The organism is Iningainema tapete BLCC-T55 (assembly GCF_014698965.1).
GTDB lineage: Bacteria > Cyanobacteriota > Cyanobacteriia > Cyanobacteriales > Nostocaceae > Iningainema > Iningainema tapete.
The window spans coordinates 54,602-71,983 of record NZ_JACXAE010000105.1 but is presented as its reverse complement, the minus strand read 5'-3'; the positions used below and the strand labels follow the sequence as shown (position 1 = coordinate 71,983).

Below are 17,382 nucleotides of genomic sequence, written 5' to 3'. Positions count from 1 at the left end.
AGTTGTCGTTGTGAGAGACCATAACTCTACTACATCTGCCCTCTCTCTTCATCCTCTTTTTTTGGCAAAGGTATTGTAGCAGATTATGATTTTTTACCGGAGGATGAGAATTTACAGTTAATTCAAGGTGCATTGCGACTGTCAGCACATATTTTAAATCAAGATAAACAGCAATTACCAGGGCAATTATTAGGGCGGTTGCTGGGTTTTGAAAGTTCAGAAATTCAAAGATTGTTAACGCAGGCGCAGCAATGCAAAACCCCTTCCTTGCTTCCCCAAACAGCCAGCTTGGCTCCTCCTGGCGGTTCCTTAGTACGTACCCTAGCAGGTCATAGTGACTGGGTAAATGCACTCGCCCTCACCCCAGATAGTCAGTACGTGATTTCTGCTTCCAATGACAAAACCCTCAAAGTCTGGAATTGGCAAACCGGAGAACAACTACGTACCCTAGCAGGTCATAGTGACTCGGTAAATGCAGTTGCCCTCACCACAGATGGCAAATACGTGATTTCTGCTTCCCGTGACAAGACCCTCAAAGTCTGGAATTGGCAAACCGGAGAACAACTACGTACCCTAGCAGGTCACAGTGACTGGGTAAATGCAGTTGCCCTCACTACAGATGGCAAGTACGTGATTTCTGGTTCTGGTGACAAAACCCTCAAAGTCTGGAATTGGCAAACTGGAGAACAACTACGTACCCTAGTCGGTCATAGTGAGTCGGTATATTCACTCGCCCTCACTCCAGATGGTTTGTACGTGATTTCTGCTTCCCGTGACAAGACACTCAAAGTCTGGAATTGGCAAACTGGAGAAGAACTACGTACCCTAGTCGGTCATAGTGACTCGGTAAATGCAGTTGCCTTCACCCCAGATGGTTTGTACGTGATTTCTGGTTCCGATGACAAGACCCTCAAAGTCTGGAATTGGCAAACTGGAGAAGAACTACGTACCCTAGTCGGTCATAGTGAGTGGGTTGCAGTTGCCCTCACCCCAGATGGCCAGTACGTGATTTCTGGTTCCCTTGACACCACCCTCATCTGGAATTGGCAAACAGGAGAAGAACTGCGTACCCTAGTCGGTCATAGTGAAAGGGTAGTTGCACTCGCCCTCATCCCAGATGGCAAGTACGTGATTTCTGGTTCCTGGGACACCACCCTCAAAGTCTGGAATTGGCAAACCGGAGAACAACTGCGTACCTTAGTCGGTCATAGTTTTTGGGTAAATGCACTCGCCCTGACCCCAGATAGCTTGTACGTGATTTCTGGTTCCTATGACAACACCCTCAAAGTCTGGAATTGGCAAACCGGAGAACAACTGCGTACCTTAGTTGGTCATAGTGAGATGGTAAATGCACTCGCCCTGACCCCAGATGGCCAGTACGTGATTTCTGGTTCCTCTGACACGACCCTCAAAGTCTGGAATTGGCAAACTGGAGAACAACTGCGTACCTTAGTCGGTCATAATAAAGAGGTAAGCGCACTCGCCCTGACCCCAGATGGCCAGTACGTGATTTCTGGTTCCTCTGACACCCTCAAAGTCTGGAATTGGCAAACTGGAGAACAACTACGTACCTTAGTCGGTCATAATAAAGAGGTAAGCGCACTCGCCTTCACCTCAGACGGTAAGTACGTGATTTCTGGTTCCTTTGACACCACCCTTAAAGTCTGGGATTGGCAAACCGGAGAACAACTGCGTACCCTAGTCGGTCATAATGACTTAGTAAAAGCACTCGCCCTCACCCCAGATGGCAAGTACGTGATTTCTGGTTCCCGTGACAACACACTTAAAGTCTGGGATTGGCAAACTGGAGAACAACTGCGTACCTTAGTCGGTCATCGTGAAAGGGTAATTGCACTCGCCCTCACCCCAGATGGCAAGTACGTGATTTCTGGTTCCCGTGACAACACACTCAAAGTCTGGAATTGGCAAACCGGAGAACAACTGCGTACCTTAGTCGGTCATCGTGACTCGGTAATTGCACTCGCCTTCACCCCAGACGGTAAGTACGTGATTTCTGGTTCCCGTGACAACACACTCAAAGTCTGGAATTGGCAAACTGAGGAAGTAATTGCCAGTTTCGTAGGGGATGGGGCAATATCTTACTATGCTGTTGCACCCGATGGCGTGAGAGTTGTTGCTGGGGATGCATCAGGAGGGATGCATTTTTTGCGATTGCAAGGTACAAAAGAGTAATTCATAATTTGCAGTTCGGGTAAGCTCAGCGAACCTGACATCTGCGTCACTTAACTAAAAGAAGCTTTACATGATAGAGCTTTCCTCTAAAATTTTTTTGTTCAATATTCATACTAAACTCAAATCCCAACAATGGATCAAAAGTAGGCATTACACGAAATGGGAATGGGATGCTTAATCCCATCTTCTGTCAACCGTATATTTGCAGTTTTTCGTGTAGCACGCTTATTTTCAAGAATGGCTAAAAGGTAGCTATAATCAATGTTTTCAGACCATCCTACATGATTTTACAAATATCTCGGCTTGATGCCAATCTCCTTTATTTGGTAGCAAAGAACCTATCCCAAGGAATAATTGCTGGGGCATCATGACAGACAATATCAATCATGGTACGTAATAAAGGTAGGGCGATCGCATCCAAATCACCTTTTTCAATCATATTTTCTACCGTTTGTCCAATTGCTAAAGCTAAGGAAGCACCCTCAACAGTATCATTTGGCATATATTCGGCTTTAGCTTGACTGTAGGAAATACCCAAACCCAACAAACGCCCCATCCGGCTATTACGTCCACCTTGACAGGTAACGTACAAATCTCCGGAACCGGGAAGACTGTAAACGCTTTCGGGTTTGCCTCCCATCTTATTTACTAAGTAGGCTGTTTCCCACATACCTTGAGCAAAGATAGCCGCAGCCAAATTGTGCATTTCTGCATCATTAACAGCTTTACCAGCTTTTTCCAAAAAGCCGATCACTAAGCCAACAGCAAGAGCGTAGACATTTTTCATGGCGACACACACTTCAATGCCGATGATGTCGGTATTTGTCCAAATGTGATAGTAAGGAGTACGTGCTAACTCTGCCAAGTGTGACAACAAAGTTTGATTTGTACTGGTAAACATCACGCAAGTATGGCGACGGGCTGCTAATTCTTGGGCAATGGAAGGACCGCCGATCGCGACAATTTGGATGCGCGAGCTGATAGTATTTGGTAAATTCGCTCGTATCACCTCAGGCAAAATCGATAGTTTTTCGCCATCACCCGCCAATCCCTTCGTCACAACCAAGATGGGAATATCTGCTGACAAAACCGGACTAAGAGCAAGGGCTGCCCATTCTATCCCGTGGGAATTAACGCCAATCACAACCAAGTCTACACCTTGTATGGCTTGACTCAATTGGTCATAGCTATAAGCTGTAACACTTTCTCCTACTCTGATACCCAAACGGGGATGGGGATAACCCGCTTGTAACTTGGCAATAATATCACCGTCTAGGTGTGTACCGACTAAATTAACGATATGTCCGTTATCGATGAGAGGTACACTTAAGGCTGTTCCCATCACACCTGCACCCAAAATTAAGATTTTCACCATTTTGCCTCTAATCCTAAGTAATCTTTTACACTTGTGTTAAATCAGTTAATCGCTGCACTAATGACTGCAAGGTAGGAAATAATGGTTTGTAGACTTCGGTGTAAAGTTTTTCATAAATAGCTTGGGTCTGAGAATTTGGTGTAAAACGTAACCCAGTACTAGTCATCGATTCAGCAGCAACATTAATGTCAGGATACCACCCTACTGCGACAGCTGCAAGAATACCCGCTCCTAAACAAGTGGCTTCGGTAGTCGTAGAGCGTACCGCTGGCACACCTGTAATGTCAGCAATAATTTGACACCAAAGATTGCTTTGAGCGCCACCTCCCATCACTACATACTCACTGAACTTTTGATCCATTGCTGCCATGACTGCATCCCCTACAAGTCTTTGTTCAAAAGCAATCCCCTCTAAAATTGCCCGATAAAGATGTTCCCGCCCATGTGTTCCCGTCCAACCGATAGTAATACCAGAAGCGCTAGCATCCCAATAGGGATTCATGACTTGATTCCAGTAAGGTACTAACATTAACCCATCTGCACCTGGAGGTAGTTTTGCCGCTGCTGTTTCCAGAATTTCTTCTGGAGTGAGGTTCAAATTAGAATTGCGCAAGTCGTGGGCAAATTTTTCTATAAACCAGTTGATTGTGAATACACCGCCCTGTAACAGGGTTTCTAGAAAATAAGATTTAGGCACGGGCGCATACATGGTACGGAAGGCTGGGTTTACTAGATAATCACTGCTGATGATACCACTGGCGATCGCCGTGCCTAAATTTAGATAGGCGCGTTTATTGCCAATAGCATTTGCCCCCAAACCTGCACACTGCCCATCTCCAGCACCAGCAATTACGGGTAAACCGGAAGGCAATCCTGTCGCTGCTGCTGCACTTTCATTGATATAGCCAATTATTAAACCTGGTTGTACTAAGTCGGCAAATTGTCCTTTTTGTAGTCCTATAGTGAGTAAATCCGAAGCCCAAGTATTAGCTTGCATATCTATGACTCCCATCGGATCGGCAGAAGCTAAACTAGTGCGGAAATTTTTGGTTAGATGGTATACTAGATAACCATGAACATCTAAGAATTTATGGGTGCGGGTAATAGTTTCCGGTTCATGCTGGGTGAGCCAAATAATTTTGGGTAGAGAAGGTGTCATCGAATTTGGTTTACCCGTTATTTGGTTAATTTTTTCTGTGCCGATTTTCTGTGTCAAATAAGATACTTGTTGACGGCTGCGTTTGTCCATCCAGACAATGGCATTGCGAACTGGTTTACCTTCACTGTCTACAGCGACAAAAGTTTCCCGTTGATGGGTGATACAAACTGCTTCTATTTGTTTAGTATCTATCTGACTCAGCAATTGCTTAATAGCATTACAAGTGCTATACCACCATTGGGTTGCATCCTGCTCATACCAAGAAGCTTGCGGTTGTAATAACGGATACTGTGCCCGTCCTTCGGCTACAGCTTTTCCTTCTTTGTTCCAGGCGATCGCTTTACACGCAGTTGTACTACAATCAATTCCTATTACTAATCGGTTGTGATTAGTCATTGTACACCTATTAAGAATAAACAATTCATCGCTCAGAGAATTTCCAAGTGTTATACTTTAGAGTGCGCGATCGCTTTTGGAACATAAAGATATAAAAGTGGGGAATGTACAACAATAATGCAAACCCGCACAACCGCAATATTAAAATATGTTGATTATGCCTGAGTTTAAACGCAGTTTGGCAATGGTTATTGGGGTTAATAGTTATATCAATGGTATCCCAGAACTGAAAACCGCAGTCAATGATGCTAACCAACTTGCCATCATTTTAGAGGAAAACTATCAGTACCAAGTTCTACGGTTGTTAGATGGAGAAGCAACTAAGGACAAACTTACCAGTTTGTTGGCAGCTTTTGAAGAGCAAAAGCTTCCTTTAGCAGATGGTAGTAAAATAAACGTTGAACCGGATGACAGATTCTTGTTCTACTTTGCCGGACATGGTTTCGCTCAAGATGGACTAGACAATGCAGATGGACCAGTAGGCTTTCTTGTACCGCAAGATGCACAACAGGATGATACCACTTGGCTTTCCATGCAACAACTGCACAATGCCCTAGTCAAGCTACAATGCCGTCATTTATTAATTATCCTCGACTGTTGCTTTGCAGGTACCTTTCGCTGGGCGGGATTGCATCGAGAGGCGGTGCGATCGCAAAAAATCTATCGAGAACGTTACGATCGCTTCATTGCCGGTTGCGCTCAGCAGGTAATTACCTCAGCCGCTCATGACGAGAAAGCCGTAGATTCCTTCTATCGTTTCGGGCAGCGGGGCGATTGTAAAGGTCACTCTCCCTTTGCAGAAGCTCTCTTTTTAGCACTCAGTGGAGAGGCTGATTTTACCAATGATGGCGTGATGACGGCAACGGAACTATATCTTTATTTACATGATCAGATAACTACCAAACAAACTCCGCAAATCTGTCAACTCAAGAGGCATGAAAAAGGGGAGTACGTTTTTCCCGTGCGCGGTTTTGAGCGCGCACGATTAGAAGCAGCCCCCAAACTGGATGAAAAAACTAACCCGTATAAGGGGTTAGCATCGTTTGAAGAAGAAGACAGCGACAAGTTCTTTGGTAGAACCACTTTGACTCAAAAGCTACTTGAATTTGTCACGACGCATCCGTTAACAGTTGTACTGGGCGCTTCCGGTTCGGGTAAGTCGAGCTTAGTCAAAGCCGGATTGATTCCTCAATTGAAGCATCAGCCAGAATGGCGCATTTTAGCTCCCATCCGTCTTGGAGATTCCCCCTTTAAAGCTTTGAACAACACGCTGATTAAAGAAAACTTGCCAGTTGTCGATCGCAAAGCTCCTGAAGCTGGAGTTAATACCTTGGTGGCAAGATTGGTGAATTGGAGTCAGCTTAACCCTAACTCAAAGCTGCTGCTTTTGATCGACCAGTTTGAAGAATTAGTCACATTATGCCAGAGTGATACAGAGCGAGAGAAGTTTCTTTCGGGGTTAGCTCTTGCAATCAAGGCTTGTCCAGAGCAGTTACGCTTGGTGGTGACGCTGCGAAATGACTTTGAACCGCAATTGAGCGATACTGCCTTGAAGCCGTATTGGACATCGGCTCGGTTTGTCGTGCCTGCAATGACGCGGGAGGAATTGCGGGAAGTGATTGTGGAACCCGCTAGTGCTAGAGTGATGTATTTTGAACCACCCACTTTGGTAGATCGGTTGATTGATGAGGTGATGCAGATGCCAGGAGCGCTGCCACTGCTGTCTTTCACTCTCAGCGAGCTTTATTTTAAGTATATTCAAAGTGTGCGGGAGGGGACAAGGACTGAGCGGGCGATCGCGCAAACAGATTATGAAGAATTGGGTGGTGTTACGCGCAGCCTTACCCAAAGAGCTAACTTTGAATATGAGCAGTTAAAAAAGCACGATGATACTTATACGCTGATTATTAAGCAGGTAATGCTACGGATGGTGGCAGTAGATGGCAGTGAGTTAGCTCGTCGAAAGGTTCTCTTATCGGAACTGGAGTATGCTCAAACAAAAAATGAGCGAGTGCAGAGGGTAATTCGGCAATTTACCGAGGCACGCTTGCTGGTAAAAGGGCAAGATTCTGAGGGAAACCCCTATATTGAACCTGCTCATGATGCCTTAGTACAGGGATGGCAAAAGCTGCTGGTTTGGAAACAACAGGAATACGAAAGTTTGATTTTACAACGGCGGCTGACACCTGCTGCAATGGAGTGGAAAAGCAACCAACAGACAACGTTTCAATGGACTGCCAATCCGCGTGATTGGTTAGAGCAGTTTTGGACAAGAAAGCGACAAGCAAAATTTCTTTGGCATACTAATCCCCGCCTCAATTTCTTGAAGCAGGTACTTGATTCAACTGACAACTGGTTCAACCAGGTAGAAGCTGAGTTTGTACAGCGCAGCCTCCAGTGTCAACGCAAAAACCGCCACCGCACAATTGGAATAGTCACGGCAGGGTTTGCCGTCGTATTGGGATTCGCTCTTGTTCAATGGTATCAGAGTCAAGTGGATCAAATCAAAACTCTCAGTGCATCTTCAAAAGTACTCTTTGCCTCAGATCAACAGTTAGAAGCATTGATCGAAGGTTTAAAAGCTGGGAAAAAACTGAAAAAGGTAATTGGGGTAGATAGTAAAACTAGGTTTCAGGCTTTGACGGCACTACAGCATGTACTTTACTCGGCAAGAGAGCGTAACCACTGGTTCGGGCATAGTAAAAATGTTGAGAGCATCAGCTTCAGCCCCGATAGCAAGATGCTCGCCTCGGCAAGTAATGACGGCACCATCAAACTCTGGAGTCTTGAGGGCAAGCAACTCAATACGCTCAAACATAACCGTGCCGTTTTTAGCGTTAGCTTCAGCCCAAACCCCTCAACCCCCCAAATTTCAGGGGGCGAAGGGGGGTTGCTAGCTTCAGCGGGTGCTGACGACACCATCAAATTATGGCGGATGGTAGATGGCAAGGAACTAAGGACGATCAAAAATAGCCGTGCCTTGCGCGTCAGCTTTAGCCCCGATGGCAAGTTGCTAGCGGCGGGAACTGCCAACGGCACTATCAAACTCTGGAACGAAGACGGCTTGGAACTGAGGACGCTCAAACATAGCCCTGCTCCTGTTCTGAGCGTTAGCTTCAGTCCTAATGGCAAGATGCTGGCTTCGGGAAGTAATGATGGTACTATCAAACTGTGGAATCAAGATGGTAAGGAACTCAAGACACTCAAAGGGCATAGCGGTCAAGTTGGAAGCATCAGCTTCAGCCCAGATGGCAAGCTGCTGGCTTCGGGGAGTTATGATAAAACCGTCAAACTCTGGAAGACGGCTGATGGCAAAGAACTCTGGACGCTCAAGCAGCATAGCGATTCTGTTAGGAGCGTAGTTTGGAGTCCCAACGGCAAGATGTTAGCTTCAGCAAGTATTGACAGAACTGTCAAACTATGCACTGTTGAGGGCAAGATCCTCAGGACGATTAAAAATAGTAGCTGGATTGAAAGTGCAGCTTGGAGTCCTGACGACAAGATGTTGGCGTGGGGAAGTATTGATGGTACGATTAGACTTTGGGCTACTGAAGGCAAGCAACTTAAGACGCTCATAGGGCATAGCGATGTAGTGAGGAGTGTCAACTTCAGCCCTGATGGCAAGATGTTGGCTTCGGGGAGTGATGATAAGAGTGTCAAACTCTGGAATCTTGAGGGCAAAGAATTGCCAGGGATAAAAGGGAGGCACAGCCGTAAAGTCTACAGCGTTGTGTGGAATCCTAACGGCAAGCTGCTGGCTTCGGGTAGTGAGGACAAGACTATCAAACTCTGGAGCTTAACGAACGGCACGGCTCAGATGCTTGGGAAGCATAGCAATGATGTCAGGAGCGTAGTTTGGAGTCCCGATGGCAAGATGCTAGCTTCGGGAAGTGCTGACGAAACCTTAAAAATCTGGAGTTTGGAGGGCAAGATCTTCAGGACGATTAAAAATGGTAGCTGGGTTGAAAGCGTCGCGTGGAGTCCCAACCCCCCAACCCCCCTTATTAAGGGGGGCTATGGGGGGTTGTTGGCTTCGGGAGGTAAGGATGACACCATTAAACTCTGGAGTCTAGAGAACGGCAAGGCTCAGACGCTTGGGGGGCATGGCAATGAAGTTAGGAGCGTCGCTTGGAGTCCCGATGGCAAGATGCTAGCTTCGGGGAGTGCTGACGACACTATCAAACTCTGGAATTTGGAGAACCGCAAGGAACTCTGGACTAAGAATGGAGGTGATGGCAGGGTTTACAGCGTCAGTTTTAGCCCTAACCCCCCAGGGGGGTTGCTGGCTTCGGCAAGTGATAGTGGCACTGTCAAACTCTGGAACCTTGAAGGTGAGGAAATGATGAGACTCACAGGGCATAGCAGTGCGGTTAGGAGTATAGCTTGGAGTCCTGACGGTAAGCTGCTGGCGTCGGGTAGTAATGATACAAACGTGCTGCTGTGGAACTTGGAGCTATTGGAGCTAGATATGGTATTGAGGCGTGGGTGTGAGTGGGTACATGATTATCTCAAGACTAACCCTAATCTTACCAAGGAAGATCGTCATGTGTGCGATCGCACCTGAACTTCCCGTTCATAGATCGGGGTGATGGTAGGGGCAGCTAGCCGTACCCCTACGAAAATCCTTGTCCTAAGCCGCTATTTCCTCAAATTTAACGTCCTGCCGTTTCTTCGATAATCGGTCATAATTCTTGCGCAGCAGTTCTAGCAGCAGGGGAACATCTTCAACACCATGAATGTAGTAAGAAATCCAGCCGCTGTTGGGATATATGTGATGGGGAGAAGCTTTGCCTGATTCTACAAGTTCTTTGCGTATCTTAACTGTAAAAGGAATGTCAGCTTGGTCATCCCCATGCAAGTGACCAATTTCTCGACCATTTACTTGAAACTCTGTGCCACCAAAGCGATGAGACGCAACTGTCAAACCTTGCCAGGTTTGTACTTCCTGTAGAATTTCTTGTCTGATGTTACTCATACTATGAGCCTCAATTAAATCATCTTTATATATTAATCATACTCATAATGATTCCGAGTTGCAATAGATAGGTAAATTGGGTTTTTTGGGAATTGATGTCAGCCCACCAATCGTGTAGAGACGTTACATGTAACGTCTCTACATTAGATACCGTGTTTAAACGGGTTGGTTATTTGAGTGACACATCAGGCGGTAGAAGGACTTTATCGATTACGTGAATTACACCATTACTGGCTGAAATATCCGCTTTAGTAACTGTGGCGTTATTTACCCTCACTCGACCATTTGATACATTAACCTTTGCGCTTGCTCCTTCAACTGTAGTAACATCTCCGGACTTCAAACTGCTGGACTTCAAGTTACCTGAAACAACGTGATATGTTAATACTTTCTGCAAAGTTTCTTTATTTTCAGGCTTGAGCAGTTTATCTAAAGTTCCTTTTGGTAGTGCGGCAAATGCTGCATTTGTGGGGGCAAATACAGTATAAGGACCTTGTCCTGACAGTGTTTCTACTAGTCCAGCAGCTTTGAGTGCTTTAACCAGAGTGCTGAATGAGGAATTCTTAGAAGCAACATCAACGATTGTGCCAGCCTGATTTCCTTGAGCAGTTACCATTCCCTGGGATGAGTGGAAGCTCTTTGGCGCGGCAAAGCTAGCGGAAGCTACTGAAACCACTGCTGCAACTGACAAAACACCAATTGCTGCTCTAATGCTGTTATGCAATGCTTGCATGATTCTACTCCTTATAAATGTAATAAAATTGTCACGCCAGATTGAACGCTAGAAAACTGTCTAGCGGTTACACTGAAAAGGTGGTATTACAATGGGCAACTCCTGGGTAGAGCAATAAAATCAGGAGATGCCTAATCTACTTCTAGAAGTTTTGAGCATTTTTCATGCTTCTATAACTAATACGGGAACGGCAGGCGATTGGATTGGAAAAATAAAAAAATTTTTTCTCAACCTATCTAAATAAGTAGAGACGCGATATATCGCGTCTCTACAACTCCAGTAAAATATGAGCGTCTGCTTACTGCTTTTGCTCTATAATGGCTCCAGATTCCTCGCCAGAAATCTCTACGCTGAAAAGCTTATCGGATGAAGATGTTCTCGCTGCCTTGCGGGAAGGTCGCGTTCATGCTCTTAATGTTTTGTACGATCGCTACGCTCGACTTGTTTACAGTTTGGCGTACAGAATTTTGGGCAGTACAGAAGAAGCAGAGGATGTAACACAGGATGTATTTCTCACCTTCTGGCAAAAGGATGCCTACCAAAGTTCTAAAGGAACGCTGAAAACCTTTCTCACTACTATGACGCGATCGCGTTCGATTGACAAACTACGCGCTCAAGGAACCCGTAACCGCTTTCTCCAAAAATGGCAGCATTTATCAAACCAGGAAACATCACCTCTTCTAGATGATATAGCGCAAACTGAGCAATCCCAAATCCTTCGCCAAGCCCTCGCAGATTTGTCTGAAGGTGAGCGAGAAATTTTAGAGATTGCCTACTATGAAGGCTTGAGTCAGTCGGAAATAGCCAAACGCTTAAATTTACCCTTGGGTACTGTGAAAACTCGCTCTCGTCAAGGACTGATTAAACTTCGCCAACGCCTACAAAATCCTCTATAAATATAACAATAAATTGCTTTTTTATGGTAAATTCACAACTACCAAATAATTACCAAGACCTCATAGCAGGATACATCCTTAATAACCTCAGCGATGAAGAAGCCGCTGTTTTAGAGAACTTACTCAATGAGCATCCTGAATTGCACCAAGAGGTGGATAGCTTTCACAATGCCTTCGATGTTTTTGCCGACGTAGTGCCAATTGAACCACCCGAACACTTACGCACAAATATTTTAGCAGCGGCAACAAACAGCTTAGCATCGGTTGAACAAGCACCACTCCAAGTAGCTCAAACAATACCACAACCAACTCGGGTCAAACTGATTATAGGGATAGGAGGTGCGATCGCAGCAAGTCTCATCACAGTTTTAGGACTGCGCACTTACCAACTCAGCTTTGAACTTCAACAAGCAAATGCTAAAATTCAAAACTTACAACGCAATCTCCAACAAGCTCAGAACATCAGTCCTGTTTTGAGTACACTACAGCAGCCCAAAACTCTACTATACAGCCTAGAAGGTTCTGGCAACTCAGCATCTGGCAGCTTAGTGATGTCTGCTGAAAAAAAACAAGTCATTATACTAGTACAAAATTTACCACAACTTCCCCAAGGACGAGTTTATCGACTTTGGGCAAAAATTCCCACCCATACTTCTCTAACCTATTGCGGACAATTTAACAGTAACACCCAAGGGTATATCCAAATAACTGTCTTATCTGACAACTGCGGCGCAAGCCCCACACAAATGTTAATCACCCTGGATGCAATCACCGATCCCACAACTCAAGGAGGTCCGCTGATCATGCAAAGTCGGATATGATGCTTGATAGAAATTTTGCGACAATGAGTTAGGAGCGCAAAGGAAAAATCACGATGTTGAGAACAGTATGGGCTACCGTCCGCGAAGGCAAAATAGAATTACTAGAAAATGTTCCTCTTACCAATGGTGCAAAAGTGCTGGTGACAGTTTTAGCACAGGAGGATGAACAGCAGTTTTGGCTAAAAGTGAGCGAGCAATCAGTTCATAACGTTTGGGATAATACCGAGGACGACATCTATGGCGAGTTACTCCAAAAATGATGTCCTCTTGGTACAGTATCCTTTCTCTGATTTGTCCGCAACTAAAGTACGTCCAGCAGTTGTTGTCAATGCAAAATTTATACCTGATCGATTAGATTATGTCACAGTCATCCAATTTTGATAGCAGAACACGCACATCTAACTTAGTTTCGTTTAAGTTAGAAGACATTCGACTTCAAGTGGAAAATAAAGAAGTTGCTGATGTTACAGTTAACTTGGATTATATAGATGGGCTGAACCCAAGTGAATTAAAAAATGTCGTACCCATTGCTAATAATATCAAAGATTACCTGACTAATTATCCAAATAATCCCAATGACTTATTTGAAGTTATCAATCGCAATCTCACTCTGGAGTTGCTAAGTGATAATAATCTAGGCTTTCCTCCGTGCTAGACTCTTTAAGTGTGAATCTTGATGTCGCACCAGCCATTATTCCTTTCCAATTTAACAACACAAATACTCGTACCCCAAATGGCAACATAAACGATATTGTTTCATTTCGTTTAGAAGACGTTACATCTCCAATTGATGGTGGTATAGTTGCCGATGTCACTGTTAATTTAGATTATGTTGATGGAATTGACCCAAGCGCCTTCAAAGATGTCATCCCCCTTGGTAATTTCATTAAAGATTATCTCACAAATTATTCTCATCCCAATGACTCTTTTGAAGTCGTAAACAACAATTTAGGCAATGCATTGCTAACTGATTCTAATCTAGGACTTTCCTCAGTGCTAGACTCACTAACTGTTAAGTTAGATGCATCACCAGGTGTTATTCCTTTTCAATTTAACAATACTGTCACCCTAACCCCAATTGGGACTACAATCTTTGGCGGAAGCGAATTTACAACGGTTTTGTGATCTCGACGGTATTGCTGTAATAAACCGGGTTATTGCAAAACCCGGTTGATGAAATTCCTAAGCAGCTACAGCTTCTTCGTAAGGAACAAACGTTTTCTTCGTAGCACCACAAATCGGGCAAAGCCAATCTTCAGGAATTGCTGCAAATGGTGTACCGGGAGCAATTCCCGAATCAGGATCGCCTTCAACTGGATCGTAAATCATCGAACACTGGCGGCAAATCCATTTCTGAGTCGCCGGCTCTTTGCCTGCTGCCTTGAGTGCAGGAGCAACTCCATCTAAAGCTTGGAGTGCTTCTGAATACTGACGGGCATGATGATTTTCGATATGAGTTAATAAACCAAAGTTGTGGGCAGCTTTGCGGAACATCTGTGCATGTTCGCGAGATTCCACTTGTTGTGCTTCAAACTCTACTACAGCTTTGTTATCTCTATCTGCACGCGCTTGCTCAGTAAATCCAGGGTACATAGTAGTGTACTCGTAGGTTTCTCCCTCAATCCCTAACTCTAAGCAGCGTGCAGCGATCGCCTTTTTTTGCTCTTCACTCAACGCCGCCACATCATCCACCACCAACTCTGGATGCATTAATCGAAAGTGGGCAAAGGCGTGTTCTGTCTCTTGGTTTGCCGTTTCGCGAAAAAGTTTAGATAATTCAGTCATACCCAACTGACGAGTCACCTCTGCAAAAAACAAATACTTACGATTCGCCATTGCTTCCCCTGCAAAGGCGTCAGCCAGGTTTTTTGCGGTGTTGGAGTTTGATAAATCCATAGTGCTTTCTCTCTATTACTCACAGATTGTCGCCGTAACTTGTACTCATAACGACTACGACTTACTTTTTAATAGTACTCATAACGACTATGAGATGTCAAGTTTTTGTGGTGGCACTCTTCGATGTCATAACTAATACTGAAAAAATACGGAAAAAGCGATCGCCCCTTTGTAGTCTATAAAAAACTGGACTATAACCAGAGATATTGGCTACAGTAAGGAGTAGGTGCATGGCTGGTAACACCAGTGATGATTCCAAAATTCTTCAACAACGCTATGAAATCCAGCAACAATTGGGCAAGAAAGCAGGAAGACGTACTCTGCTAGCGCGTGACTTAGAAACTCAGCAATTAGTCATCATCAAGCTACTCACCTTCAGCAGTGATTTTGCTTGGGAAGACTTAAAGCTATTTGAAAGAGAAGCAGAAACCCTCAAAGCACTGGAGCATCCTGCCATTCCTCGTTACATAGATTACTTTGAGTTAGAAAGTAGCAAAGGTTATGCCCTAGTTCAAAGCTATGTTGCAGGCAAATCGCTGGAAGAAGAAATGCAGAGGGGATTCACAGAAACAGAAGTCAAACAAATTGCGCGATCGCTGCTAGAAATACTGTCTTACCTGCATGGGCGACAACCACCAGTCATTCACCGCGACATTAAACCCAGCAATATAATTTTGGCAGATCGTTCTGGTAATAGCGTGGGTAAAATTTACCTAGTAGATTTTGGTTCCGTCCAAACCCTAGCAAGTAAGGCAGGCAAAACAGTCACAGTTGTAGGTACTTACGGATACATGCCTCCAGAGCAATTTGGCGGCTATGCGACAGCTGCTTCCGATCTTTACAGTCTCGGAGCCACACTAATCGCCTTGACGACGGCTACCCATCCAGCCGATTTACCCAATAAAGATATGCGGATAGCATTTGAAGAAGCCGCTAACCTGAGTCCAGAATTTGTCGATTGGTTGCAATGGTTAACTGAACCTAGTTTAGAGCGACGATTGACATGCGCACAAGCAGCATTAGAAGCTTTGAATGAAGGGCATAGATTCACAGTACCTGGAGTTAGTTCGCTGAAAACTGTGAACACCCTAGTGTTATTCTGGGAAGCAATTTGGCGGAGCACCATAATTGGCGGCATAGTAGTGTCAACATGTGCTGCTCTATATAGTACTATCATAGCTCCAGCATATGGAACAATGTTAGGAGCATATGTTGGTGCTTTGATTGGCATACCATTAGCGTTTGCCAACGGATTTTTAGTCGGGATTATTACCAGGTTATTCTTTTATCCTTTAAAAAATGCAAATTTGCACCGACGTACAGTAAGTACCATAAGCACCATACTTGGCACAGCAGTTGCTTTAATGTACTTCAAATCTTTCTACTACTATAGCTCTGACAATGTAATTGTCACGAATCTATTCTGGGTAATAGCACCCTCAATCATCACTGGGCTAAGTATGGGTGAAGCGAGCAAATCTATTGCTAAGTGGTATGAAAGAAGACAAAGGATTCGTAGAGACGCCCCGGTGGGGCGTCTCTCCAACAACCAGGAGTCAAAACAATGATTAACGAAATATTAAATAAACGTTATCAAATCCAACAACAACTAGGAAGACAAACTGGAAGACGAACTCTACTAGCCTTAGATTTGCAGACTTCACAGCAGGTAGTAGTGAAACTGCTGTATTTAGGACAAGACTTCAACTGGCAAGACTTAAAACTATTTCAAAGAGAAGCAGAGACTTTAAAAGCCCTCAATCATCCCGCCATCCCAAGCTATCTAGACTATTTTGACATAGACACCGCCCAAGACAAAGGCTTTGGGTTGGTGCAAAGTTACGTTGCGGCAAAATCTTTAGAGGAACACTTACAAGCAGGAAGGACTTTTAGTGAAGCAGAGGTAAAAGAGTTAGCTAAATCTCTCCTGACAATTCTCACCTATCTCCACACCCAGCAACCACCTGTAATTCATCGTGACATTAAACCCAGTAATATCCTGCTTACCAATCGCTCTGGTAATAGTGTAGGTCAAGTATACCTGGTAGATTTTGGTTCGGTACAAACCTTAGCTGCCCATGAAGGCGGGACAATTACTGTAGTCGGTACTTATGGGTATATGCCCCCAGAACAATTTGGTGGAAGAGTTACTCAGGCTTCCGATCTTTATAGTTTAGGTGCAACTTTGATTTATCTGGTTACAGGATTACATCCTACCGAACTACCACAGCAAGATTTACGCCTTCAATTTCGTACCATAGCCAATATTAGTGCAGAATTTGCTGATTGGTTAGAGTGGATGACTGAGCCAAGTTTAGATCAGCGATTTGTATCCGCACAACAAGCAATAGAAGTTTTAGACAACCCTCGGCAGAGAAAAAAGGAAACGTCAATATCAAAACAACAGTTAAGGCAACCACCAGGTAGTAAAATTCGCTTATCAAAAACGTTTGAGAGTTTGGAAATTATTTTTCCGCCTCATGGACTTGGAATTGTTCATCTCATGTTGATTTCCTTTGCTACACCTATTGCTCTTGGTTTACCGTTTTTTTTATTTCGAGATCATTCACCTAGTTTTGCGACATTTCTTTTCTTACAAGTGCCGGCAATAACTTTTATGATTGTGATTCTTCTCCGGGCGCTTTTCAAAAGAACTCGTTTAAGGATTAACTCACAAAACCTTGTAGAAGAACATGATTTACTAGGATTAAAATGGCGTAATTATTCTCCCATCTCAAGGGAAAAAATATCTAATATACAACTTGTCAAGTTAAATTACACGAATAATCCAGCAAACTTTTTGTTTCTGCTTTTGTTTTTAGATCATGATGATACACCAATATATCGTCTTAAGAATTCCGATCAATTATCTGATGCAGAAATTGAATGGTTGGCAAAGGAAATTGGTGACTGGTTATAACTGCTAGTAGCGAATGGT

General features: G+C 44.2%; 14 protein-coding genes. 9 read left to right on the top strand and 5 right to left on the bottom strand.

Annotated elements, in window-relative coordinates:
* Window positions 1–132 precede the first annotated feature (132 nt).
* Window positions 133–2,193 (top strand): WD40 repeat domain-containing protein, encoded by a 2,061-nt coding sequence (locus ICL16_RS35060; protein ID WP_190836197.1) that lies wholly within the window; start codon window positions 133–135, stop codon window positions 2,191–2,193.
* A 319-nt stretch (window positions 2,194–2,512) separates the two neighbouring features.
* Here the strand turns inward: ICL16_RS35060 and ICL16_RS35055 are convergent, their stop codons facing one another.
* Entirely contained in the window at window positions 2,513–3,568 is a 1,056-nt protein-coding gene (locus ICL16_RS35055) for an NAD(P)H-dependent glycerol-3-phosphate dehydrogenase (protein WP_190836196.1), read from the bottom strand.
* A 25-nt stretch (window positions 3,569–3,593) separates the two neighbouring features.
* Entirely contained in the window at window positions 3,594–5,123 is a 1,530-nt protein-coding gene (locus tag ICL16_RS35050) for an FGGY-family carbohydrate kinase (RefSeq protein ID WP_190836195.1), read from the bottom strand.
* A gap of 157 nt (window positions 5,124–5,280) precedes the next feature.
* Between ICL16_RS35050 and ICL16_RS35045 the strand changes: the two genes are divergently transcribed.
* Entirely contained in the window at window positions 5,281–9,687 is a 4,407-nt protein-coding gene (locus ICL16_RS35045; RefSeq protein WP_190836194.1) for an nSTAND1 domain-containing NTPase, read from the top strand.
* 66 nt (window positions 9,688–9,753) lie between these two features.
* Here ICL16_RS35045 and ICL16_RS35040 read toward each other — a convergent pair whose 3' ends face one another.
* Window positions 9,754–10,098: a luciferase domain-containing protein gene (locus ICL16_RS35040; protein ID WP_190836193.1), complete on the bottom strand. Its 345-nt coding sequence runs from the start codon at window positions 10,096–10,098 to the stop codon at window positions 9,754–9,756.
* A gap of 169 nt (window positions 10,099–10,267) precedes the next feature.
* Window positions 10,268–10,831: a fasciclin domain-containing protein gene (locus ICL16_RS35035; RefSeq protein ID WP_190836192.1), complete on the bottom strand. Its 564-nt coding sequence runs from the start codon at window positions 10,829–10,831 to the stop codon at window positions 10,268–10,270.
* Window positions 10,832–11,148: 317 nt separating this feature from the next.
* Between ICL16_RS35035 and ICL16_RS35030 the strand changes: the two genes are divergently transcribed.
* The 5 genes from ICL16_RS35030 to ICL16_RS35010 all read left to right on the top strand — a co-directional run bounded on the left by ICL16_RS35030 (window position 11,149) and on the right by ICL16_RS35010 (window position 13,673).
* Window positions 11,149–11,727, top strand: a complete 579-nt coding sequence (locus ICL16_RS35030; RefSeq protein WP_190836191.1) for a sigma-70 family RNA polymerase sigma factor — start codon at window positions 11,149–11,151, stop codon at window positions 11,725–11,727.
* A 23-nt stretch (window positions 11,728–11,750) separates the two neighbouring features.
* Complete coding sequence (locus ICL16_RS35025; RefSeq protein ID WP_190836190.1) at window positions 11,751–12,548, top strand: anti-sigma factor; 798 nt, start codon at window positions 11,751–11,753, stop codon at window positions 12,546–12,548.
* Window positions 12,549–12,601: 53 nt separating this feature from the next.
* On the top strand, window positions 12,602–12,808 hold the full coding sequence (locus ICL16_RS35020) for a hypothetical protein (RefSeq protein ID WP_190836189.1): 207 nt from the start codon (window positions 12,602–12,604) through the stop codon (window positions 12,806–12,808).
* Between the two features lie 98 nt (window positions 12,809–12,906).
* Window positions 12,907–13,203, top strand: a complete 297-nt coding sequence (locus tag ICL16_RS35015) for a hypothetical protein (RefSeq protein ID WP_190836188.1) — start codon at window positions 12,907–12,909, stop codon at window positions 13,201–13,203.
* Window positions 13,197–13,673 (top strand): hypothetical protein, encoded by a 477-nt coding sequence (locus ICL16_RS35010; RefSeq protein ID WP_190836187.1) that lies wholly within the window; start codon window positions 13,197–13,199, stop codon window positions 13,671–13,673. Before ICL16_RS35015 ends, ICL16_RS35010 begins: the two co-directional genes overlap by 7 nt.
* 57 nt (window positions 13,674–13,730) lie before the next feature.
* On the opposite strand, the gene ICL16_RS35005 is transcribed toward ICL16_RS35010, so the two are convergent.
* A complete protein-coding gene (locus tag ICL16_RS35005) occupies window positions 13,731–14,444 on the bottom strand; it encodes a rubrerythrin family protein (RefSeq protein ID WP_190836186.1) in 714 nt (237 codons plus the stop codon).
* 230 nt (window positions 14,445–14,674) lie between these two features.
* Between ICL16_RS35005 and ICL16_RS35000 the strand changes: the two genes are divergently transcribed.
* Together ICL16_RS35000 and ICL16_RS34995 are read left to right on the top strand one after the other, a co-directional pair.
* Window positions 14,675–16,012: a serine/threonine protein kinase gene (locus ICL16_RS35000; protein WP_190836185.1), complete on the top strand. Its 1,338-nt coding sequence runs from the start codon at window positions 14,675–14,677 to the stop codon at window positions 16,010–16,012.
* The gene (locus ICL16_RS34995) at window positions 16,009–17,364 is read left to right on the top strand and encodes a serine/threonine protein kinase (RefSeq protein WP_190836184.1); all 1,356 of its coding nucleotides are present in this window, start codon (window positions 16,009–16,011) and stop codon (window positions 17,362–17,364) included. The genes ICL16_RS35000 and ICL16_RS34995 overlap by 4 nt, the downstream gene beginning before the upstream one ends.
* The last annotated feature ends 18 nt before the right edge of the window (window positions 17,365–17,382 follow it).